This is a genomic window from Escherichia sp. WS1118 (assembly GCF_046487695.1).
Lineage (GTDB): Bacteria > Pseudomonadota > Gammaproteobacteria > Enterobacterales > Enterobacteriaceae > Escherichia > Escherichia coli.
In genome coordinates this window covers 46638-69040 of the sequence record NZ_JBJQIZ010000009.1, presented here as the reverse complement: position 1 = coordinate 69040, position 22403 = coordinate 46638, and the positions used below count along the sequence as shown (strand labels likewise).

The following is a 22403-nucleotide window of genomic DNA, read 5'->3' as shown; positions in this document are numbered from 1 at the left end:
ATCAATCAGAAATTAAATTTGATGGAGTAGATTATCGCATCCTGGTAAAAATCTTCGCCCAGTTTGTCATCCGCATAACGATACTGAATCCCTGTGGTGATGTGTGAAGTTGCATTCCACCAAAGTGCGACGGCACCGTTCAGACCTTCTTTGCCGCCATTACCTGCCGCGTAGGTGGCATCACGATCAAACTCGTACTCGTTCCAGTTGGTGAGGGTGAATTTCTCACTGCCCAGCATAAAGCTGTAACCTGCAACCCAACCGGCGACATAACCGTTATCGCCGGTATAATAGGTTTGGTCTGTATAGCGTTTTGCAAAGAACGGTTTGAACCACCAACCGCTGCCGGTGAAATTGTAGCCGATCCCGTAAAGGAACATATCGTCATGGAAATTCACACGATTCGCAGAACCGTAGGTGCCATACGCATGCAAGTAGAGATTAAATCCGGTGTCACCCAGGTAAATACGGTTGGTATTTTTAAATGTATAACGCTGCTCGCTACCCGGTTTATCATGACGATCATTATAAAAGTTTTCCCAGTCGAAGAACCCGTACATTTCTCCCCAACTAAAGTTAGCGCCGCCTTCCAGTTCCAGATATCCAAAATCATCTTTGTGTGATTTGGTCGACGATTTCTCAGTGGTTCTGCTAGTCCAGTCAAGATAATGAATACCTATATCAGCAAAACCGCCTTTAAATTCTGCATGGGATACTGCTGGTATCGCCAATACAGAAGAGAGTGTCAGAGTAAAAAGATGTTTTTTCATAGCATAATTCCCTATGCCGATCGTTATTAGTTGATTGCTTAATAAAAGGTTGATTAAAAGCGGCATATTGTTAATGCAAGGGAAAGGAGAGTACCAATACAGTTTTTTCAGCCTATTAATAGTGAAAAAATATAAATATATCGATATCGAATAACTATCGGATACATGAAAAAAGTGTATTGGTATGAGGTAGGGCAATCTCGTTATAAAAAGGCGTTAGATTCCACCCTACAAAAAAAGGATATATATGTATCAGGCTCAGTTTTCTCATAACCCACTGTATTGCGTAGATATTATCAAGACTTATAAACCTGATTTCACGCCACGAGTGGCCTTTATTTTAGGTTCCGGGCTGGGCGCGCTGGCCGATCAGATTGAGAACGCGGTCGCAATTTCCTACGAAAAGCTGCCTGGGTTCCCGGTAAGTACCGTACACGGTCATGCGGGTGAGCTGGTGCTGGGTTATCTCCAGGGGGTGCCAGTGGCGTGTATGAAAGGTCGCGGACATTTCTACGAAGGTCGTGGGATGACCATCATGACGGATGCAATCCGTACCTTTAAGTTGCTGGGCTGCGAGTTGCTGTTCTGCACCAATGCGGCTGGCTCACTGCGCCCTGAAGTGGGGGCCGGCAGTCTGGTCGCATTGAAAGATCACATCAACACCATGCCGGGAACGCCGATGGTGGGTCTTAATGATGAACGTTTTGGTGAGCGCTTCTTCTCGCTGGCGAATGCCTACGATGCGGAATACCGCGCACTGTTACAAAAAGTGGCGAAAGAAGAGGGGTTCCCTCTGACGGAGGGCGTGTTCGTCTCATATCCGGGGCCGAATTTCGAGACTGCGGCGGAAATTCGCATGATGCAAATTATTGGTGGGGATGTTGTTGGTATGTCTGTGGTGCCTGAGGTTATTTCAGCTCGCCATTGCGAACTTAAAGTCGTTGCGGTCTCTGCGATTACCAACATGGCGGAAGGTCTGAGTGACGTGAAGCTTTCTCATGCCCAAACGCTGGCAGCAGCGGAACTCTCAAAGCAAAACTTTATTAATCTTATTTGCGGCTTTCTGCGCAAAATTGCCTGAGTAAAACAACAATAAACGGCCTCACTGAGTGAGGCCATATGATGCGACAAGGAAACGATTATGAGCATCGCTTTGCGCTTAAAGGTAATGTCCTTTTTGCAATATTTTATCTGGGGGAGCTGGCTGGTTACCCTCGGTTCTTACATGATTAATACCCTTCATTTTACCGGCGCAAATGTCGGTATGGTCTATAGCTCCAAAGGGATTGCTGCGATTATTATGCCTGGCATTATGGGGATTATCGCGGATAAATGGCTGCGTGCGGAACGTGCATACATGCTGTGTCACCTGGTGTGTGCGGGCGTACTTTTTTATGCGGCATCCGTAACTGATCCGGATATGATGTTTTGGGTGATGTTAGTCAATGCGATGGCGTTTATGCCGACTATTGCGTTATCGAACAGCGTCTCTTATTCCTGTCTTGCCCAGGCAGGGCTTGACCCGGTGACCGCTTTCCCGCCCATTCGCGTTTTTGGTACGGTGGGGTTCATTGTCGCCATGTGGGCAGTAAGCCTGCTGCATCTGGAATTGAGTAGTCTGCAACTGTATATCGCGTCCGGTGCGTCATTGCTGCTGTCGGCTTATGCGTTGACTTTGCCGAAGATTCCGGTTGCGGAGAAAAAAGCGACTACATCGCTTGCCAGCAAGCTGGGTCTGGATGCCTTCGTGCTGTTTAAAAATCCACGCATGGCTATCTTTTTCCTCTTCGCCATGATGCTGGGCGCGGTGCTGCAAATTACCAACGTTTTTGGCAACCCATTCCTGCATGATTTCGCCCGTAATCCTGAGTTTGCTGATAGCTTCGTGGTGAAATACCCGTCCATTTTACTGTCAGTTTCACAGATGGCTGAAGTCGGTTTCATTCTGACGATACCGTTCTTTTTGAAGCGTTTCGGTATTAAAACCGTCATGCTGATGAGTATGGTGGCGTGGACGCTGCGCTTTGGCTTCTTTGCCTATGGCGATCCATCACCAACCGGGTTTATTTTGCTGTTGCTGTCGATGATTGTTTACGGTTGTGCATTCGATTTCTTCAATATTTCTGGTTCGGTCTTTGTCGAACAGGAAGTTGATTCCAGCATTCGTGCCAGCGCCCAGGGCCTTTTTATGACGATGGTAAATGGCGTCGGCGCATGGGTTGGCTCGATTCTGAGCGGTATGGCAGTGGATTACTTCTCGGTGGATGGCGTAAAAGATTGGCATACCATTTGGCTGATGTTTGCAGGGTATGCTCTTTTCCTCGCAGTGATATTTTTCTTTGGGTTTAAATATAACCATGACCCTGAAAAGATAACGCATCGTTCAGTTATACATTAAAAGGATTCGCAGCTCTGTTCCTTGGGGCTGCTTTTATGATAAAGGTTAATTAGTGAAAGATATTTTATTTTCTTCTGGCGTTGGTTTTGGCATTGGTGCTTTGTTTACAATCGTGCGATTACCTATTCCTGTTCCAAATGTATTGCCGGGTATATTATCCATCGTGTTTATGTATGTCGGATATCTGGTGGTGAAATACTTTATGCCATGATAATTTAATACGATATATTTTTTATATGGAGCACTTAATTATGGAACGCGTATATAGAACAGATCTTAAGTTGCTCCGTTATTTTCTTGCCGTAGCGGAAGAGTTGCATTTTGGTCGCGCAGCAGCGCGTTTAAATATGTCTCAGCCTCCGCTCAGTATTCATATTAAAGAGCTGGAAAATCAACTCGGCACGCAGCTTTTTATTCGCCATTCGCGCAGCGTCGTACTGACACACGCGGGCAAAATCTTGATGGAAGAATCGCGTCGATTGCTGGTGAATGCAAATAATGTATTGGCTCGGGTTGAACAAATAGGTCGGGGAGAAGCAGGGCGGATTGAACTCGGGGTTGTGGGAACTGCAATGTGGGGACGGATGCGCCCGGTTATGCGGCGATTCCTTAGAGAAAATCCTAACGTTGAAGTTCTGTTTCGCGAAAAGATGCCTGCGATGCAAATGGCCTTGCTGGAACGCCGCGAACTTGATGCCGGGATCTGGCGAATGGCGACAGAACCACCGACTGGTTTTACCAGCTTACGGTTGCATGAATCGGCGTTTCTGGTGGCGATGCCTGAAGAGCATCATCTCTCATCATTTTCCACCGTCCCGCTGGAAGCGCTACGTGACGAGTATTTCGTTACAATGCCGCCCGTGTACACTGACTGGGATTTTTTGCAGCGAGTTTGCCAGCAGGTGGGATTTTCACCGGTTGTTATTCGCGAAGTTAATGAACCGCAAACGGTACTCGCCATGGTCAGTATGGGTATTGGTATCACATTGATAGCGGACAGCTACGCGCAGATGAACTGGCCCGGTGTCATATTCCGTCCGCTCAAAGAACGCATCCCGGCAGACTTATATATTGTTTATGAAACGCAGCAGGTGACGCCCGCGCTGGTTAAACTGCTGGCGGCGTTGGCGCAGTAGATGAGAGGCACGGGAACTGCCGGACATAGTTGGTCTGATAAGCGAAGCGCATCAGGCAATTTCGCAAATTGCAGATAGCAAAAAAGCGCCTTTAGGGCGCTTTTTTACATTGGTGGGTCGTGCAGGATTCGAACCTGCGACCAATTGATTAAAAGTCAACTGCTCTACCAACTGAGCTAACGACCCGAAGTGGTGGGTGATGACGGGATCGAACCGCCGACCCCCTCCTTGTAAGGGAGGTGCTCTCCCAGCTGAGCTAATCACCCACTTCGGTACTTCACATTGTTACAAGAAATCTAGCTGGCGAGAAAGTGGTGGGTGATGACGGGATCGAACCGCCGACCCCCTCCTTGTAAGGGAGGTGCTCTCCCAGCTGAGCTAATCACCCACTTCTCAATTTCTTGCTACACGGCGGAGCCTACATAAAGTAGTTGGTGGGTGATGACGGGATCGAACCGCCGACCCCCTCCTTGTAAGGGAGGTGCTCTCCCAGCTGAGCTAATCACCCCCGCTGTGTGGAGTCGCATTATAGGGAGAGTTCAAAATGAGTCAACGCATTTTCTAAAGAAATTGTTCGTTCGTCGTAAATTTAAGCAAGATGATCGCAAAACAGACCGTGTTGCGCAATTTGTCAACGAAAACAATAATGCGTAAGGTTGCAACCCGAACTACATTGAGGAATCAGGCGGGAGTGATAGAATATCGCCCACTCAATTTTTCCAGGATTTGCCGGTTGTCGGCATCTTTCTAAACGTAAGGCCATTTCATGAAAATCAAAACTCGCTTCGCGCCAAGCCCAACAGGCTATCTGCACGTTGGCGGCGCGCGTACTGCTCTTTACTCCTGGCTTTTTGCACGTAACCACGGCGGTGAGTTCGTGCTGCGTATTGAAGACACCGATCTTGAGCGTTCCACGCCGGAAGCTATCGAAGCCATTATGGATGGCATGAACTGGCTGAACCTGGAGTGGGATGAAGGTCCGTACTACCAGACCAAACGTTTTGATCGCTACAACGCGGTGATCGATCAGATGCTGGAAGAGGGCACAGCTTATAAATGCTATTGCTCTAAAGAGCGCCTGGAAGCGCTGCGCGAAGAGCAAATGGCGAAAGGTGAGAAGCCGCGTTATGACGGTCGCTGCCGCCACAGTCATGAGCATCACGCTGATGATGAGCCGTGTGTCGTACGTTTTGCTAACCCGCAGGAAGGTTCTGTTGTTTTTGACGATCAGATCCGTGGTCCGATCGAGTTCAGCAACCAGGAGCTGGATGATCTGATTATCCGCCGTACCGATGGTTCCCCAACCTATAACTTCTGTGTGGTTGTCGATGACTGGGATATGGAAATCACCCACGTTATCCGTGGCGAAGACCATATCAACAACACACCGCGCCAGATTAACATTCTTAAGGCTCTGAAAGCGCCGGTACCGGTTTACGCGCACGTTTCTATGATCAACGGCGATGACGGTAAAAAACTGTCCAAACGTCACGGGGCGGTCAGCGTAATGCAGTATCGTGATGATGGTTATCTGCCAGAAGCACTGCTGAACTATCTGGTGCGTCTGGGCTGGTCCCACGGCGATCAGGAAATCTTCACTCGTGAAGAGATGATTAAATACTTCACTCTGAATGCCGTCAGCAAATCTGCCAGTGCGTTCAACACCGACAAGCTGCTGTGGCTGAACCATCACTACATTAACGCGTTGCCGCCGGAGTATGTTGCTACTCACTTACAGTGGCACATTGAGCAGGAAAATATCGATACCCGTAACGGCCCGCAGCTGGCTGATCTGGTGAAACTGCTGGGCGAACGCTGCAAGACGCTGAAAGAGATGGCACAGAGCTGCCGTTATTTCTACGAAGATTTTGCTGAGTTCGATGCCGACGCCGCGAAAAAACATCTGCGTCCGGTAGCGCGTCAGCCGCTGGAAGTAGTTCGTGACAAACTGACTGCGATTACTGACTGGACCGCTGAAAACGTTCATCACGCTATTCAGGCGACGGCGGATGAGCTGGAAGTGGGTATGGGTAAAGTTGGTATGCCGCTGCGTGTCGCCGTAACCGGTGCGGGGCAGTCTCCGGCGCTGGATGTTACCGTTCACGCAATCGGTAAGACCCGCAGTATCGAGCGTATCAACAAAGCGCTGGCTTTTATTGCTGAACGCGAAAATCAGCAGTAATTAGCGCATAAAAGATAAACGGCAGGAGAGATACCCCTGCCGTTTTTTATTTATGCTGATTCATCTATGTCGAGACGAGCAAGAAAATTACGAATTCCTTCGCGTGACAAAAATTGCGCAACTTTTTCTTGCTCACTGTGAGTCATGTTGTCTATTGCGCTGATGATTTGCCGATAAGCAGGAGTGCGAATACCCGGTGCGTATTCGGCAAGGGGTTCTTCGGCTTCCAGAAGCATCGGTGTGTTATGGAAGGCTGGCGTGTTCTGAATAAACTCGCAAACTTGCGTATCGACCAGAATAAGTCTGGCACGACCGCCTTTCACGCCGGGAAATTTTTCCGTTTTCCAGCCTTTTTCTCTGATCCAACGGTTAACAGTTTGTTTAGCCACGCCGAGGCATTCAGCCAGTTCTTCGGTGGTCATTTTATTGCGTAATCTTTTCATATTATTTGCTATCGCGAATCCCTAAGCGTTGTAACAATCCGATAATCCCTTCCCGCAGAAGCAAGGATGTAAACTGTTTTTGTTCAACTGGCGTCATCTCTTTCGCCAGTGTCACCAGCAACACTTCAAGCGGCGCATCACCAGAAAGGGCTGGCGCTTCTCCCTGACCTTCTGGACGTTCAGCATTGCGAATATATTCACGAACCTGTTCATTGACGTGAACCAGTCGAGCTTTGCCACCCTGGACGCCTGGTTTTGGTGACGTTGTCCAGCCTTCCTTGCGTACCCATTTATTAATGGTCTGGCGGCTATAGCCGGTCAGTCTGGCAAGTTCATCTGGCGTCATCCTCTCCTTGAACATAACAATTCCCTGAATGTATGTGGGTCTATTAGTAGTTCATTTTATAACACCACTTTACAGGAAACCGTGACATGAATAACTACTGAATGCGAGCGGTTTTCCAAAATTGTTCATTTGCCTGATTTTTCAGCGATTGAAACTACACGTGGCAATTTGCCGTTGACACATTCGGGCGGAATTCATATGATGCCGCCCGTCAACTCGACAAGCTTTACGTGATGGGGCTATAGCTCAGCTGGGAGAGCGCTTGCATGGCATGCAAGAGGTCAGCGGTTCGATCCCGCTTAGCTCCACCAAATTTTGCACCCAGCAAATTTGGTACGTAAACGACTCGTGGGGCTATAGCTCAGCTGGGAGAGCGCTTGCATGGCATGCAAGAGGTCAGCGGTTCGATCCCGCTTAGCTCCACCAAATTTCAAACCCTCGCTGCAAAGCGGGGGTTTTTTGTCTCTGCCTTTTGCCGCTTTTGTAATACAGTCTATATCCTGGCAGTGCCGTGTGGTGAATGCATCACTGACTGAAAAAACAGCAACAGGCTGGCCCCTGTTTGCTTCGCGATGCGAATAAACTTATTATTTGTGTGCCTGAAAACCCCGATCAGTGAGAGTAGTGTACTCATGTTTGTGGAGCATAACCTGATAAAAAATATCAAGATATTCACACTAGCGTTTACGCTCACCGTGGTACTTATTCAGCTATCCCGTTTAATTTCGCCACTTGCTGTTATCCATTCCAATTATATCTTTCTGGCGTGGATGCCACTGTGCGTAATGCTGTCAATCTTGTTTATCTTTGGCTGGCGTGGTGTCGTTCCCATTTTATGCGGGATGTTTTGCACCAATCTGTGGAACCTGCATCTCTCTTTTTTACAGACCGCCGTCATGATCGGCAGCCAGGCGTTTGCAGTCCTGTGTGCCTGTGCAATATTACGCTGGCAATTGGGGACGCGTTGGCGTTATGGATTGACCAGCCGATACGTCTGGCAACGTCTGTTCTGGCTTGGTTTGGTGGCGCCGATTGGCATCAAATGCAGCATGTATCTTGTGGGAAATTTCTTTGATTTTCCGCTAAAGATATCTACCTTTTTCGGCGATGCGGATGCCATTTTCACGGTCGTTGATTTGCTAAGCCTTTTCACCGCAGTGCTGATTTACAACATGCTTTTTTACTATCTCACCCGCATGATTGTAAGTCCCCACTTTGCACAGATATTGTGGCGTAGGGATATCGCTCCGTCGTTGAGCAAAGAGAAACGCGCATTTACCTTAAGCTGGCTGGCAGCTCTTAGCGTGCTGCTACTTCTGATGTGCACACCGTATGAAAATGACTTTATTGCCGGTTACCTGGTACCTGTTTTCTTTATCATCTTTACCCTCGGTGTCGGTAAGATTCGCTATCCGTTTTTAAATCTCACCTGGGCTGTTTCAACGCTTTGCCTTCTGAATTACAACCAGAACTTTTTGCAAGGGGTACTAACCGAATATTCGCTGGCATTTATTCTCGCAGTACTGATTTCCTTTAGTGTTTGCCTGCTCTATATGGTGCGTATTTATCATCGTAGTGAATGGCTTAACCGCCGCTGGCATTTGCAGGCGCTGACCGATCCGTTAACGCTTCTACCCAACTTTCGTGCGTTGGAGCAAGCGCCGGAGCAAGAGGCGGGCAAGAGTTTTTGCTGCCTGCGCATTGATAATCTTGAGTTTATGAGTCGTCATTACGGCTTAATAATGCGCGTTCACTGTATCCGCTCAATTTACCGTACGCTGCTGCCGTTGATGCAGGAAAACGAAAAGTTGTATCAATTGCCGGGTAGTGAACTGCTGTTAGTGCTGAGCGGGCCGGAAACGGAAGGGCGACTCCAGCATATGGTTAACATCCTGAATAGTCGGCAAATTCACTGGAACAATACCGGGCTGGATATGGGCTATGGTGCTGCCTGGGGGCGTTTTGATGGAAATCAGGAAACCCTGCAACCCTTGTTGGGGCAGTTAAGCTGGCTGGCGGAGCAATCCTGCGCACATCATCATGTGCTGGCGCTGGATAGCAGAGAGGAGATGGTTTCCGGGCAAACCACTAAACAGGTGCTATTGCTGAATACCATTCGCACGGCGTTAGATCAGGGTGATTTGCTGCTCTACGCCCAGCCAATTCGCAACAAAGAGGGTGAAGGTTATGATGAGATCCTCGCGCGACTGAAGTATGACGGCGGCATTATGACCCCGGATAAGTTTCTGCCCCTTATTGCTCAGTTTAACCTTAGCGCGCGTTTTGATTTGCAAGTGCTGGAATCCTTGTTGAAGTGGCTGGCAACACACCCTTGCGACAAAAAAGGTCCACGCTTTTCAGTCAATTTAATGCCGCTCACGCTGCTGCAAAAGAATATTGCCGGGCGGATTATTCGTCTGTTTAAGCGTTATTACATCTCCCCGCAGGCGGTCATTCTTGAGATCACCGAGGAGCAGGCGTTTTCTAACGCAGAAAGCAGCATGTACAACATCGAGCAGCTGCATAAGTTTGGTTTCCGGATTGCAATTGATGACTTTGGCACCGGATATGCCAACTACGAACGGTTAAAGCGTTTGCAGGCTGATATCATCAAAATTGATGGCGTCTTTGTGAAAGATATCGTCACGAACACGCTGGATGCGATGATTGTGAGATCAATTACCGATCTGGCGAAAGCGAAGTCATTGAGTGTGGTCGCGGAGTTTGTCGAGACGCCACAGCAGCAGGCGCTATTGCATAAACTTGGGGTGCAATATCTGCAAGGATATTTAATTGGTCGTCCGCAGCCATTAGCTGATTAACAGGCGTAAAAAAGCCGGGGAATTACCCCGGCTTTTTTATGTATGGTCTTACAGCACCAGTGCTGCGATTGACGCAGACAGCACACTCACCAGGGTAGAGCCGTAAACCAGTTTCAGACCGAAGCGAGAAACCACGTTACCTTGCTCTTCATTCAGGCCTTTAACCGCACCCGCGATAATCCCGATTGAAGAGAAGTTAGCGAAGGAAACCAGGAACACAGAGATGATGCCTTCCGCACGCGGAGAGAGCGTGGAAGCAATTTTCTGCAGATCCATCATCGCAACGAACTCGTTGGAAACCAGTTTGGTCGCCATGATACTGCCCACTTGCAGTGCTTCACTGGAAGGAACACCCATCACCCATGCAATCGGATAGAAGATGTAGCCCAGGATGCCCTGGAAGGAGATGCTGTAGCCAAACCAGCCAGTCACGGTGGCAAACAGTGCGTTCAGCGCGGCGATCAGGGCGATAAAGCCGATCAGCATCGCGGCAACGATAATGGCAACCTTGAAACCTGCCAGAATGTATTCACCCAGCATTTCGAAGAAGCTCTGACCTTCGTGCAGGTTGGACATCTGAATATTTTCTTCACTGGCATCAACACGGTAAGGGTTGATCAGCGACAGCACGATAAAGGTGCTGAACATGTTCAGTACCAGCGCCGCAACGACGTATTTCGGCTCCAGCATGGTCATGTATGCACCAACGATGGACATCGACACGGTGGACATCGCCGTTGCTGCCATGGTGTACATACGATTGCGGGAGATTTTGCCGAGGATATCTTTATAGGCGATAAAGTTTTCAGACTGACCCAGAATCAGGGAGCTGACGGCGTTAAAGGATTCCAGTTTGCCCATGCCGTTGACTTTGGAGAGCAGGAAACCAATTGCGCGGATAATCACCGGCAATACGCGAATATGCTGGAGAATACCGATCAGCGCAGAGATAAAGACGATTGGGCACAGCACTTTCAGGAAGAAGAATGCCAGGCCTTGATCATTCATGCTACCAAAGACGAAGTTAGTCCCTTCGTTGGCAAAACCGAGCAGTTTTTCGAACATTTCGGAGAAGCCTTTCACGAAGCCCAGACCAACGTCGGAGTTCAGGAAGAACCACGCCAGTAACACTTCGATAACAAGCAGTTGAATAACATAACGGATACGAATTTTTTTGCGGTCGCTGCTTACCAGCAGTGCGAGAATCGCAACAACGGCAAGTGCCAGTACAAAATGAAGGACGCGGTCCATATTTGCTCCAAATATGAGGCAGGTTAAATTTCCGTGCACATTCTATGTAACATGGTTAAGGAAAACGAGATCTGACACACACTATAATGACGTCCTGTGACAAGCTTCAAAAATAGTGATCTGTCATACATTTCTGCTATGTTGTGTATGGAAGCGGAAGGTTATGTAAATGTGCTAATATTAAACATAACCATAACATTCGAGTCATCTATCTTTTCGTAGTCATAATCCTGGTCTATCAGAGAAATCATCACAACCCATTTAAATGAATTTGATAATCATTCTCATTTAACGTAGCATGAAACATAGCAAAGGCTATGTTTTAGAGGCACAAGATGACGAACTATCGCGTTGAGAGTAGCAGCGGACGGGCGGCGCGCAAGATGAGGCTCGCATTAATGGGACCTGCGTTCATTGCGGCGATTGGTTATATCGATCCCGGTAACTTTGCGACCAATATTCAGGCGGGTGCCAGCTTCGGCTATCAGTTATTGTGGGTTGTCGTTTGGGCTAACCTGATGGCGATGCTGATTCAAATCCTCTCGGCCAAACTGGGGATTGCCACCGGTAAAAATCTGGCGGAGCAGATTCGCGATCACTACCCGCGTCCCGTCGTGTGGTTCTATTGGGTTCAGGCAGAAATTATTGCGATGGCAACCGACCTGGCGGAATTTATTGGTGCGGCGATCGGTTTTAAACTCATTCTTGGTGTTTCGTTGTTGCAGGGCGCGGTGCTGACGGGTATCGCGACATTCCTGATTTTAATGCTGCAACGTCGCGGGCAAAAACCGCTGGAGAAAGTGATAGGCGGGTTACTGTTGTTTGTTGCCGCGGCTTACATTGTCGAGTTGATTTTCTCCCAGCCTAACCTGGCGCAGCTGGGTAAAGGAATGGTGATCCCGAGTTTACCTACTTCGGAAGCGGTCTTCCTGGCAGCAGGCGTGTTAGGGGCGACGATTATGCCGCACGTGATTTATTTGCACTCTTCGCTGACTCAGCATTTACATGGTGGTTCGCGTCAACAACGTTATTCCGCCACCAAATGGGATGTGGCTATCGCCATGACGATTGCCGGTTTTGTCAATCTGGCGATGATGGCTACAGCTGCGGCGGCGTTCCACTTTTCTGGTCATACTGGTGTTGCCGATCTTGATGAGGCTTATCTGACGCTGCAACCGCTGTTAAGCCATGCTGCGGCAACGGTCTTTGGATTAAGCCTGGTTGCTGCCGGACTGTCTTCAACGGTGGTGGGGACGCTGGCGGGGCAGGTAGTGATGCAGGGCTTCATTCGCTTTCATATCCCGCTGTGGGTGCGTCGTACAGTCACCATGCTGCCGTCATTTATCGTCATTCTGATGGGATTAGATCCGACACGGATTCTGGTTATGAGTCAGGTGCTGTTAAGTTTTGGTATCGCCCTGGCGCTGGTTCCACTGTTGATTTTCACCAGTGACAGCAAGTTGATGGGCGATCTGGTGAACAGTAAACGCGTAAAACAGACAGGCTGGGTGATTGTGGTGCTGGTAGTGGCGCTGAATATCTGGTTACTGGTAGGAACGGCACTGGGATTGTAGTTGAATGAGCGTCGCATTTGGCACCATTGGCGGATGCGGCGTAAATGCTTTATCCGCCCTACGCGTTAAAGAGCTGGTTTGTAGGCCTGATAAGACGCGCTAGCGTCGCATCAGGCATTGTGCTCCATTGACGGATGCGTTTAATGGCGGTGTCCATGTCCGCGGCCTTTTCCACGATGATCGTCACGATCGCGCCAGCCTTCACGATAGCCACGCTCATACGCTTTACGCTTATCCCAGCCACGATGGTAGCCATTATCATGACGCCACCAGCGGTTTTTACGCCATTCATAATTGCGGTGCCAGTAGTCACGGTCGCGCCAGTGACCACCGTCCCAGTAATTACCGTAATGATCGCGATCGCCAATTTGTAATTTGATTGATGGCAGTAGGGTGATTTCACTTGCGTTTGCCGCAAGCGGGGTAAATGCCATCAGGGCGGCCGCCAGAAACAGTGACCTGAACATTGTTATTCTCCTTCACGATCGAAGCCGTCAGCGGCCTGTTAACGCAATATTACGGGGAGGTAAAGCGCCGTATCATCGCCATAACTCTTAAATCATAAAGGAGAGCATTTTTTGCTAAACGTTATCGTGGGGTGGCTGTTGCTTCTGACGATTGACCATCATCATCGGCTTACCTGCTAATAACAGCCATGCCGGGAGCATGACGATACAGAGCAGCGGTAGCAATGTGGTATTGGGTACAACGACTGCCGCCATAAAAAGACTTAACCAGCCATCGCGTGTTACCACCAGCACGATGCCGAGTATAGCGCAGGAAACGGTTATTGCCGCTGGAACGGCGGGAACGTGCTCATGAAGCATCAACCCTAATGCCACGCCGACAAACACTGCCGGGAAGATTCGCCCACCGCGAAAGCCACTGGCGGCAGCAACGACCAGGGCGGCAAGTTTTATCACCGCCAGCAAAAAGTAATCGCTGGTGCTGAAAGCCTGATTTGCCACCATCTGCTGCATCTCATCCAGCCCTTTAAACAGCGAAACCGGTCCACCAATAACCCCCAGAATACCGAGAATAAATCCGCCAATACCCAGCACGAACACCGGATTTTTCATTTGATGCATCATCGCGTGCAACCGTGGTAAGCACCATACGGCGACCATCCCTGCTGCGATGGCAATCGCCGCGACAATTGCACCGCTGAGAATATCGGTCATTTCCATCTGTCCGTAATGCGCAATGGGCAGTGAAAAATGAGGATGGAAAAATAATCCGGTAGTAAGTGCACCAGCTGCTGCCGCCATTAACAGCGCAAAGAGACGATCCCATAGCGGAACTTCATTACTGCCATTTAAGGTTTGCGAAAATATCAATGCCGCCGCAACAGGTGTGCCAAACAGCGCGCCGATGGTTCCGGCAGAGGCTAAAATAGTCCACTCCATTCGGTTGACGCGCGGTAACAGACGAGCGCCAATGGCGACGGCAAGGGCGATATTGACGGTTATGATCGGATGTTCCGGCCCCAGGCTGACGCCGCCAGCAAGACCGAGAATTAATGCTACGATAAGTCCTGGTAGCGCAGAGGGCGGAATCGGTGCGCCGATAAGCGGTTCACAGGCGGGATCTGGTCCGGCATGACCCTGGCTGAAACGGATAACCAACCCCACCGCAATACCCGTTAGCGTTAATACACCGATGATCCAGAGAGGTGAATCCTGGGCTATCCCCAGAGTTCCCGGCAGTCGTTGCCAGAGCAAATTCTGTAATACCGAGGCGATTTTCATCACCATAATCAGAATAAGACTGGACGCAATCCCAATTGCCACGGCGGGGAGCGATAATAACAACATGGTTCTGGCTCGCGGATGGAGCATGTTCTATTCCTTATGCGGGGTCAGATACTTAGTTTGCCCAGCTTGCAAAAAGGCATCGCTGCAATTGGTGCTGAAACGATAAAGTAATTGTGTGACCCAGATCGATATTTACAGGGAGCCTGCCTTTCCGGCGTTGTTGTTATGCCCCCAGGTATTTACAGTGTGAGAAAGAATTATTTTGACTTTAGCGGAGCAGTTGAAGAATGACAAAGTATGCATTAGTCGGTGATGTGGGCGGCACCAACGCACGTCTTGCTCTGTGTGATATTGCCAGTGGTGAAATCTCGCAGGCTAAGACCTATTCAGGGCTTGATTACCCCAGCCTCGAAGCGGTCATTCGCGTTTATCTTGAAGAACATAAGGTCGAGGTGAAAGACGGCTGTATTGCCATCGCTTGCCCAATTACCGGTGACTGGGTGGCAATGACCAACCATACCTGGGCGTTCTCAATTGCCGAAATGAAAAAGAATCTCGGTTTTAGCCATCTGGAAATTATTAACGATTTTACTGCTGTATCGATGGCGATCCCGATGCTGAAAAAAGAGCATCTGATTCAGTTTGGTGGCGCAGAACCGGTAGAAGGTAAGCCTATTGCGGTTTACGGTGCCGGAACAGGGCTTGGGGTTGCGCATCTGGTCCATGTCGATAAGCGTTGGGTAAGCTTGCCAGGAGAAGGCGGTCACGTTGATTTTGCGCCGAATAGTGAAGAAGAGGGCATTATCCTCGAAATATTGCGTGCGGAAATTGGTCATGTTTCGGCGGAACGCGTGCTTTCTGGCCCTGGACTGGTGAATTTGTATCGCGCAATTGTTAAAGCCGACAACCGCCTGCCAGAAAATCTCAAGCCAAAAGATATTACCGAACGCGCGCTGGCTGACAGCTGCACCGATTGCCGCCGCGCGTTGTCGCTGTTTTGCGTCATTATGGGCCGTTTTGGCGGCAATCTGGCGCTCAATCTCGGGACATTTGGCGGCGTGTTTATTGCGGGTGGTATCGTGCCGCGCTTCCTTGAGTTCTTCAAAGCCTCTGGTTTCCGCGCCGCATTTGAAGATAAAGGGCGCTTTAAAGAATATGTCCATGATATTCCGGTGTATCTCATCGTCCATGACAATCCGGGCCTTCTCGGTTCCGGTGCACATTTACGCCAGACCTTAGGTCACATTCTCTAAATCCTTCCTGTTATATCGGGAGGTAACTCTCCCGATAATCTTTTAAATCATACAGTTAATTAAATTTTCTTTGTGTCCCCCTCACAAGGCCGACCTGCGTCACACTTCCGTACAGCGGGATTAATTCTCCAGTAAATGCATTATTTGTCTGGTAACGGCGATTTGTTTTGCACGTTCATAATTTCACTCGTCAACTATCACTGAACGAGGAATTAACGATGAGTAAGAAACTGATTGCCTTATGTGCCTGCCCAATGGGCCTGGCTCACACTTTTATGGCCGCTCAGGCGCTGGAAGAAGCGGCGGTAGAAGCCGGTTATGAAGTGAAAATTGAAACCCAGGGCGCGGACGGTATCCAGAATCGCCTGACGGCGCAGGATATCGCCGAAGCGACCATCATCATCCACTCCGTGGCAGTTACCCCGGAAGATAACGAACGTTTCGAATCACGCGACGTTTATGAAATCACTTTGCAGGACGCAATTAAAAACGCTGCGGGAATCATCAAAGAAATCGAAGAGATGATTGCCTCTGAACAACAGTAATATTCGACAGGGATAATTGTTATGGCCATTAAAAAACGCAGTGCAACCGTTGTGCATGGCGCATCCGGTGCGGCAGCGGCAGTTAAGAATCCGCAGGCCTCTAAATCCAGCTTCTGGGGTGAACTCCCGCAGCATGTGATGTCAGGGATTTCACGCATGGTGCCGACCTTAATTATGGGCGGTGTGATCCTCGCTTTCAGTCAGCTGATTGCTTATAGCTGGCTTAAAATTCCTGCTGATATCGGCATCATGGATGCTCTTAATAGCGGGAAATTCTCCGGTTTCGACCTCTCCTTACTTAAATTTGCCTGGCTGTCGCAGTCCTTCGGCGGCGTGTTGTTTGGTTTTGCCATTCCGATGTTTGCTGCTTTTGTGGCGAACTCTATCGGTGGCAAACTGGCGTTCCCGGCTGGTTTTATCGGCGGCTTGATGTCTACCCAGCCGACGCAACTGCTGAACTTCGATCCCAGCACGATGCAATGGGCGACCTCTTCGCCGGTGCCGTCCACCTTCATTGGTGCGCTGATTATTTCTATCGTTGCCGGTTACCTTGTGAAATGGATGAACCAGAAAATCCAGTTACCGGATTTCCTGTTAGCGTTCAAAACCACATTTTTGCTACCGATTCTTTCCGCCATTTTTGTCATGCTGGCGATGTACTACGTCATCACCCCCTTTGGTGGCTGGATCAACGGCGGTATCCGTACCGTGCTGACCGCTGCAGGTGAGAAGGGCGCGCTGATGTACGCAATGGGGATCGCCGCGGCGACAGCAATCGACCTTGGTGGCCCGATCAACAAAGCGGCAGGTTTCGTTGCCTTCAGCTTTACCACTGACCACGTATTACCGGTCACTGCACGTTCTATCGCTATCGTTATTCCGCCGATTGGTCTGGGTCTGGCGACCATTATCGATCGTCGCTTAACTGGCAAACGCTTGTTCAACGCCCAGCTTTATCCGCAGGGTAAAACCGCGATGTTCCTGGCGTTTATGGGGATCAGTGAGGGTGCGATTCCGTTTGCACTGGAAAGCCCTATCACCGCCATTCCGTCGTATATGGTCGGCGCGATTGTCGGTTCCACCGCCGCTGTCTGGCTGGGCGCAGTGCAATGGTTCCCGGAGTCCGCTATCTGGGCGTGGCCGCTGGTCACTAATCTGGGTGTCTATATGGCGGGGATCGCGCTGGGAGCAATCATTACTGCGCTGATGGTGGTGTTCTTGCGTCTGATGATGTTCCGCAAAGGTAAATTGTTAATCGAGAGCCTGTAAGAAGGAAAAATCCAGATGACATTACTCGCTTCGCTGCGCGACTGGCTTAAGGCACAACAACTGGATGCGGTGCTTCTCTCCTCACGGCAGAACAAACAGCCGCATCTGGGGATCTCCACCGGATCAGGCTATGTGGTGATTAGCCGTGAAAGTGCGCACATTCTGGTGGATTCGCGCTATTACGCGGATGTTGAAGCCCGCACGCAAGGTTACCAGCTGCATTTGCTCGACGCGATGCACACGCTTGCCACCATCGTCAGACAAATCATTGCCGATGAGCAGTTGCAAACGCTCGGTTTTGAAGGCCAGCAGGTGAGTTGGGAAACCGCGCACCGCTGGCAGTCCGAACTCAATGCGAAACTGGTTAGCGCCACGCCGGATGTGCTGCGGCAAATCAAAACGCCAGAAGAGGTGGAGAAAATCCGCCTTGCCTGCGGGATTGCCGATCGTGGCGCAGAGCATATTCGCCGCTTTATTCAGGCGGGGATGAGCGAATGCGAGATAGCCGCTGAACTGGAGTGGTTTATGCGCCGGCAGGGCGCAGAAAAAGCCTCTTTCGATACCATTGTCGCCAGTGGCTGGCGTGGGGCGCTGCCGCACGGTAAAGCCAGCGACAAGATTGTTGCAGCGGGCGAGTTTGTCACTCTCGATTTCGGTGCGCTCTATCAGGGCTACTGCTCTGATATGACGCGCACCTTGCTGGTGAATGGCGAAGGGGTGAGCGCCGAATCTCACCCGCTGTTTAACGTCTATCAGATTGTCCTGCAGGCACAGCTCGCGGCAATCTCTGTAATTCGCCCCGGCGTGCGCTGCCAGCAGGTTGACGATGCCGCGCGCCGCGTGATTACCGAGGCCGGTTATGGCAAGTTTTTCGGCCATAACACCGGTCATGCTATCGGTATTGAAGTCCATGAAGAACCGCGTTTTTCACCGCGGGACACCACGACGCTACAGCCAGGTATGTTACTGACCGTGGAGCCAGGGATTTATTTTCCAGGGCAAGGGGGCGTGCGCATTGAAGATGTCGTGCTGGTCACCCCGCAAGGCGCAGAAGTGCTCTACGCCATGCCGAAAACAGTGTTGCTCACGGGAGAGGCATAATGGATTTATCGCTCTTAAAAGCGTTGAGCGAGGCAGATGCGATCGCCTCCTCGGAACAGGAAGTACGGCAGATCCTGCTGGATGAAGCGGATCGCCAGCAAAAAGAGGTCCGTTTTGACGGCCTGGGATCGGTGCTGATCCGACTCAATGAGTCGACAGGTCCGAAGGTGATGATCTGTGCGCATATGGACGAAGTGGGATTTATGGTGCGCAGCATCTCCCGCGAAGGGGCGATCGATGTGTTGCCGGTTGGCAATGTACGCATGGCTGCCCGCCAGCTTCAGTCGGTGCGTATCACTACCCGTGAAGAGTGCAAAATTCCAGGCCTGCTTGACGGCGACCGGCAGGGGAATGACGTCAGCGCCATGCGCGTGGACATTGGCGCGCGCTCCTGTGACGAAGTGATGCAGGCAGGAATTCGTCCAGGCGATCGCGTCACCTTCGATACCACTTTTCAGGTTCTCCCTCACCAGCGGGTGATGGGGAAAGCCTTTGATGACCGCCTCGGTTGCTATCTGCTGGTGACGTTACTGCGTGAGCTGCACGACGCCGAACTGCCTGCGGAAGTGTGGCTGGTGGCAAGTTCCAGCGAAGAGGTGGGATTACGCGGCGGGCAAACTGCCACCCGCGCGGTGTCGCCGGATGTCGCCATTGTGCTTGATACTGCCTGCTGGGCGAAAAACTTTGATTATGGCGCAGCTAACCATCGCCAGATTGGTAACGGGCCGATGCTGGTGTTAAGCGACAAGTCACTGATTGCGCCGCCAAAACTTACCGCCTGGATCGAAACCGTGGCGGCAGAAATTGGCGTACCGTTGCAGTCAGATATGTTCAGCAATGGCGGCACGGACGGTGGGGCGGTGCACTTAACCGGCACTGGCGTACCCACAGTGGTGATGGGGCCTGCAACCCGCCACGGACATTGCGCCGCATCGATTGCCGACTGCCGTGACATTTTGCAGATGGAGCAACTTTTATCTGCCCTTATTCAACGTCTTACGCGTGAGACGGTTGTTCAACTGACGGATTTCAGATGATCTCCTGATTAACCCGGAGCGGTTATGTTAACGATTCAATTTCTCTGTCCTTTGCCTAACGGTCTACATGCTCGTCCGGCGTGGGAACTTAAAGAGCAGTGCAGCCAGTGGCAAAGCGAAATCACTTTTATTAACCATCGCCAGAACGCAAAGGCCGATGCGAAAAGCTCGCTGGCGCTGATTGGCACTGGCACTTTATTTAATGACAGTTGCAGCCTGAACATTAGCGGTAGCGATGAAGAGCAGGCGCGGCGAGTGCTGGAAGAGTATATCCAGGTGCGCTTTATCGACAGCGATAGCGTCCAGCCGACGCTGGCAGAACTGACGGCGCATCCGCTGCCGCGTTCATTAAGCCGCCTGAACCCGGATTTACTGTACGGCAACGTGCTGGCAAGCGGCGTTGGCGTGGGTACACTGACCCTGTTACAGAGCGACAGCCTCGACAGTTATCGGGTGATCCCTGCGAGTGCGCAAGATTCCACCCTACTGGAGCACAGTCTGGCAACGCTTGCCGAGCAACTGAACCAGCAATTGCGTGAGCGTGACGGCGAAAGCAAAACTATCCTCAGCGCCCATTTGTCGCTGATTCAGGATGATGAATTTGCAGGCAATATCCGTCACCTGATGGCAGAACAGCATCAGGGGCTGGGGGCGGCGATCATCAGCAATATGGAGCAGATTTGTGCCAAACTTTCTGCTTCTGCCAGCGATTATCTGCGCGAGCGGGTCAGCGACATTCGCGATATCAGCGAACAGTTGCTGCATATCACCTGGCCGGAACTAAAACCGCGCAATAATCTGGTGCTTGAAAAACCGACCATTCTGGTGGCTGAAGATTTAACCCCAAGCCAGTTTTTGAGCCTCGATTTAAAAAATCTTGCGGGCATGATTCTGGAGAAAACCGGGCGCACCTCGCATACCCTGATTCTGGCCCGCGCTTCGGCGATCCCGGTACTGAGCGGCCTGCCGCTGGATGCGATTGCCCGTTATGCCGGGCAACCTGCAGTGCTTGATGCCCAGTGCGGCGTACTGGCAATTAATCCCAACGATGCGGTGAGCGGTTATTACCAGGTGGCGCAGACGCTGGCGGATAAACGCCAAAAACAACAGGCGCAAGCTGCCGCGCAGCTGGCCTATTCCCGTGATAAAAAGCGTATTGATATTGCGGCGAATATTGGCACAGCTCTGGAAGCCCCAGGCGCGTTTGCCAACGGAGCGGAAGGCGTTGGGCTGTTTCGTACCGAAATGCTCTATATGGATCGCGACAGCGCGCCGGACGAGCAGGAACAGTTTGAAGCGTACCAGCAGGTGCTACTGGCGGCGGGCGACAAGCCGATTATCTTCCGCACGATGGACATCGGTGGCGATAAAAGCATTCCTTACCTCAACATTCCCCAGGAAGAGAACCCGTTCCTCGGCTATCGCGCGGTACGTATTTACCCGGAATTTGCTGGCCTGTTCCGTACTCAATTGCGGGCGATTTTGCGCGCTGCCAGTTTCGGCAACGCCCAGTTGATGATCCCAATGGTCCATAGTCTCGATCAGATCTTATGGGTGAAGGGTGAGCTCCAAAAAGCGATCGTTGAGCTTAAGCGCGATGGCCTGCGTCATGCAGAGACGATTACGCTGGGTATCATGGTGGAAGTGCCGTCGGTGTGCTACATCATCGACCACTTCTGCGATGAGGTCGATTTCTTCAGTATCGGTTCTAACGATATGACCCAGTATCTGTATGCAGTCGATCGTAATAACCCGCGCGTATCGCCGCTGTATAACCCGATTACGCCATCGTTCCTGCGCATGTTGCAGCAGATTGTTACCGCTGCGCATCAGCGCGGCAAATGGGTAGGTATTTGCGGTGAACTGGGCGGTGAAAGTCGTTATCTGCCGCTACTGCTAGGGCTGGGCCTGGATGAGCTAAGCATGAGTAGCCCGCGTATTCCGGCAGTGAAAAGCCAGCTTCGTCAACTGGATAGCGAGGCGTGTCGGGAACTGGCGCGTCAGGCATGTGAATGCCGCAGTGCGCAGGAAATTGAAGCGTTACTCACCGCCTTTACGCCGGAAGAAGACGTTCGCCCACTGCTGGCGCTGGAGAATATCTTTGTTGATCAGGCTTTTAGCAATAAAGAGCAGGCGATCCAGTTCCTGTGCGGCAACCTTGGCGTTAACGGGCGTACTGAACATCCGTTTGAGCTGGAAGAGGATGTCTGGCAGCGGGAAGAGATTGTTACTACTGGCGTTGGTTTTGGCGTGGCGATCCCGCACACCAAATCTCAGTGGATCCGTCATTCCAGTATCAGCATTGCCCGGCTGGTGAAACCGGTTGACTGGCAGTCAGAGATGGGCGAAGTCGAACTGGTGATCATGCTGACACTGGGCGCTAACGAAGGGATGAATCATGTGAAAGTCTTCTCGCAGCTGGCGCGTAAACTGGTGAATAAAAACTTCCGCCAGTCGCTGTTTGCCGCGCAAGATGCACAAAGTATTCTGACGCTGCTGGAAACGGAATTAACCTTCTGAAG

Annotated in this window: 19 protein-coding genes and 6 tRNA genes; 15 read left to right on the top strand and 10 right to left on the bottom strand. The window is 50.7% G+C overall.

From position 1 onward, the window contains the following. Positions 1–5: 5 nt before the first annotated feature. A complete protein-coding gene (locus ACJHYO_RS16145; RefSeq protein WP_000716367.1) occupies positions 6–770 on the bottom strand; it encodes an outer membrane protein OmpK in 765 nt (254 codons plus the stop codon). A 247-nt stretch (positions 771–1017) separates the two neighbouring features. Between ACJHYO_RS16145 and xapA the strand changes: the two genes are divergently transcribed. The 4 genes from xapA to xapR are packed head-to-tail and all read left to right on the top strand — an operon-like array spanning position 1018 to position 4304. Continuing rightward, on the top strand, positions 1018–1851 hold the full coding sequence (gene xapA, locus ACJHYO_RS16140; RefSeq protein WP_000283878.1) for a xanthosine phosphorylase: 834 nt from the start codon (positions 1018–1020) through the stop codon (positions 1849–1851). A gap of 60 nt (positions 1852–1911) precedes the next feature. Next, positions 1912–3168, top strand: coding sequence for a xanthosine/proton symporter XapB (xapB, locus tag ACJHYO_RS16135; protein ID WP_085455461.1), 1257 nt, complete (start codon positions 1912–1914; stop codon positions 3166–3168). 52 nt (positions 3169–3220) lie between these two features. Beyond that, entirely contained in the window at positions 3221–3379 is a 159-nt protein-coding gene (locus tag ACJHYO_RS16130; RefSeq protein WP_000651752.1) for a DUF1427 family protein, read from the top strand. Positions 3380–3419: 40 nt separating this feature from the next. Next, a complete protein-coding gene (gene xapR / locus ACJHYO_RS16125; protein WP_000442954.1) occupies positions 3420–4304 on the top strand; it encodes a DNA-binding transcriptional regulator XapR in 885 nt (294 codons plus the stop codon). A gap of 110 nt (positions 4305–4414) precedes the next feature. Here xapR and ACJHYO_RS16120 read toward each other — a convergent pair. The 4 genes from ACJHYO_RS16120 to ACJHYO_RS16105 all read right to left on the bottom strand — a co-directional run bounded on the left by ACJHYO_RS16120 (position 4415) and on the right by ACJHYO_RS16105 (position 4812). Then, a tRNA-Lys gene (locus ACJHYO_RS16120) sits at positions 4415–4490 on the bottom strand. A 4-nt stretch (positions 4491–4494) separates the two neighbouring features. Next, positions 4495–4570, bottom strand: a tRNA-Val gene (locus tag ACJHYO_RS16115). A 46-nt stretch (positions 4571–4616) separates the two neighbouring features. Continuing rightward, positions 4617–4692, bottom strand: a tRNA-Val gene (locus tag ACJHYO_RS16110). 44 nt (positions 4693–4736) lie between these two features. Beyond that, positions 4737–4812 (bottom strand) — tRNA-Val (locus ACJHYO_RS16105). Between the two features lie 258 nt (positions 4813–5070). Here ACJHYO_RS16105 and gltX point away from each other — a divergent pair. Then, on the top strand, positions 5071–6486 hold the full coding sequence (gene gltX / locus ACJHYO_RS16100) for a glutamate--tRNA ligase (protein WP_000695635.1): 1416 nt from the start codon (positions 5071–5073) through the stop codon (positions 6484–6486). A gap of 50 nt (positions 6487–6536) precedes the next feature. On the opposite strand, the gene ACJHYO_RS16095 is transcribed toward gltX, so the two are convergent. Both ACJHYO_RS16095 and ACJHYO_RS16090 read right to left on the bottom strand, forming a co-directional pair. Next, positions 6537–6929 carry a MerR family transcriptional regulator gene (locus ACJHYO_RS16095; RefSeq protein WP_000826499.1) on the bottom strand — a complete coding sequence of 131 codons (393 nt, stop codon included), beginning with the start codon at positions 6927–6929 and terminating at the stop codon, positions 6537–6539. A 1-nt stretch (position 6930) separates the two neighbouring features. Continuing rightward, complete coding sequence (locus ACJHYO_RS16090) at positions 6931–7290, bottom strand: YfeC-like transcriptional regulator (RefSeq protein ID WP_000472021.1); 360 nt, start codon at positions 7288–7290, stop codon at positions 6931–6933. A gap of 220 nt (positions 7291–7510) precedes the next feature. Here ACJHYO_RS16090 and ACJHYO_RS16085 point away from each other — a divergent pair. The 3 genes from ACJHYO_RS16085 (at position 7511) to ACJHYO_RS16075 (ending at position 10097) form a co-directional block, all read left to right on the top strand. Next, a tRNA-Ala gene (locus ACJHYO_RS16085) sits at positions 7511–7586 on the top strand. 39 nt (positions 7587–7625) lie between these two features. Further along, positions 7626–7701 (top strand) — tRNA-Ala (locus tag ACJHYO_RS16080). Positions 7702–7907: 206 nt separating this feature from the next. Further along, the gene (locus ACJHYO_RS16075) at positions 7908–10097 is read left to right on the top strand and encodes a sensor domain-containing phosphodiesterase (protein ID WP_001298577.1); all 2190 of its coding nucleotides are present in this window, start codon (positions 7908–7910) and stop codon (positions 10095–10097) included. Positions 10098–10145: 48 nt separating this feature from the next. On the opposite strand, the gene nupC is transcribed toward ACJHYO_RS16075, so the two are convergent. Next, on the bottom strand, positions 10146–11348 hold the full coding sequence (gene nupC, locus ACJHYO_RS16070; protein ID WP_000376337.1) for a nucleoside permease NupC: 1203 nt from the start codon (positions 11346–11348) through the stop codon (positions 10146–10148). Positions 11349–11683: 335 nt separating this feature from the next. Here nupC and ACJHYO_RS16065 point away from each other — a divergent pair, with 335 nt between their 5' ends. Then, complete coding sequence (locus tag ACJHYO_RS16065) at positions 11684–12922, top strand: Nramp family divalent metal transporter (RefSeq protein ID WP_000186369.1); 1239 nt, start codon at positions 11684–11686, stop codon at positions 12920–12922. Positions 12923–13062: 140 nt separating this feature from the next. Here ACJHYO_RS16065 and ypeC read toward each other — a convergent pair whose 3' ends face one another. Both ypeC and ACJHYO_RS16055 read right to left on the bottom strand, forming a co-directional pair. Next, positions 13063–13389 carry a DUF2502 domain-containing protein YpeC gene (ypeC, locus tag ACJHYO_RS16060; RefSeq protein ID WP_000490081.1) on the bottom strand — a complete coding sequence of 109 codons (327 nt, stop codon included), beginning with the start codon at positions 13387–13389 and terminating at the stop codon, positions 13063–13065. Positions 13390–13503: 114 nt separating this feature from the next. Then, a complete protein-coding gene (locus ACJHYO_RS16055; protein WP_033549471.1) occupies positions 13504–14760 on the bottom strand; it encodes an ion channel protein in 1257 nt (418 codons plus the stop codon). Positions 14761–14963: 203 nt separating this feature from the next. Between ACJHYO_RS16055 and glk the strand changes: the two genes are divergently transcribed. The 6 genes from glk to ptsP all read left to right on the top strand — a co-directional run bounded on the left by glk (position 14964) and on the right by ptsP (position 22401). Further along, positions 14964–15929 (top strand): glucokinase, encoded by a 966-nt coding sequence (gene glk, locus ACJHYO_RS16050; RefSeq protein ID WP_000170355.1) that lies wholly within the window; start codon positions 14964–14966, stop codon positions 15927–15929. 218 nt (positions 15930–16147) lie between these two features. Further along, entirely contained in the window at positions 16148–16474 is a 327-nt protein-coding gene (locus ACJHYO_RS16045) for a PTS fructose transporter subunit IIB (protein WP_000038456.1), read from the top strand. Positions 16475–16495: 21 nt separating this feature from the next. Further along, entirely contained in the window at positions 16496–17743 is a 1248-nt protein-coding gene (locus ACJHYO_RS16040; RefSeq protein ID WP_000985305.1) for a PTS fructose transporter subunit IIC, read from the top strand. 15 nt (positions 17744–17758) lie between these two features. Beyond that, positions 17759–18844 carry an aminopeptidase gene (gene ypdF / locus ACJHYO_RS16035; protein ID WP_000173256.1) on the top strand — a complete coding sequence of 362 codons (1086 nt, stop codon included), beginning with the start codon at positions 17759–17761 and terminating at the stop codon, positions 18842–18844. Beyond that, the gene (gene ypdE / locus ACJHYO_RS16030; RefSeq protein WP_000366000.1) at positions 18844–19881 is read left to right on the top strand and encodes an aminopeptidase; all 1038 of its coding nucleotides are present in this window, start codon (positions 18844–18846) and stop codon (positions 19879–19881) included. Before ypdF ends, ypdE begins: the two co-directional genes overlap by 1 nt. Before the next feature lie 24 nt (positions 19882–19905). Beyond that, positions 19906–22401: a phosphoenolpyruvate--protein phosphotransferase gene (gene ptsP, locus ACJHYO_RS16025; protein ID WP_000955875.1), complete on the top strand. Its 2496-nt coding sequence runs from the start codon at positions 19906–19908 to the stop codon at positions 22399–22401. Positions 22402–22403: the final 2 nt, after the last annotated feature.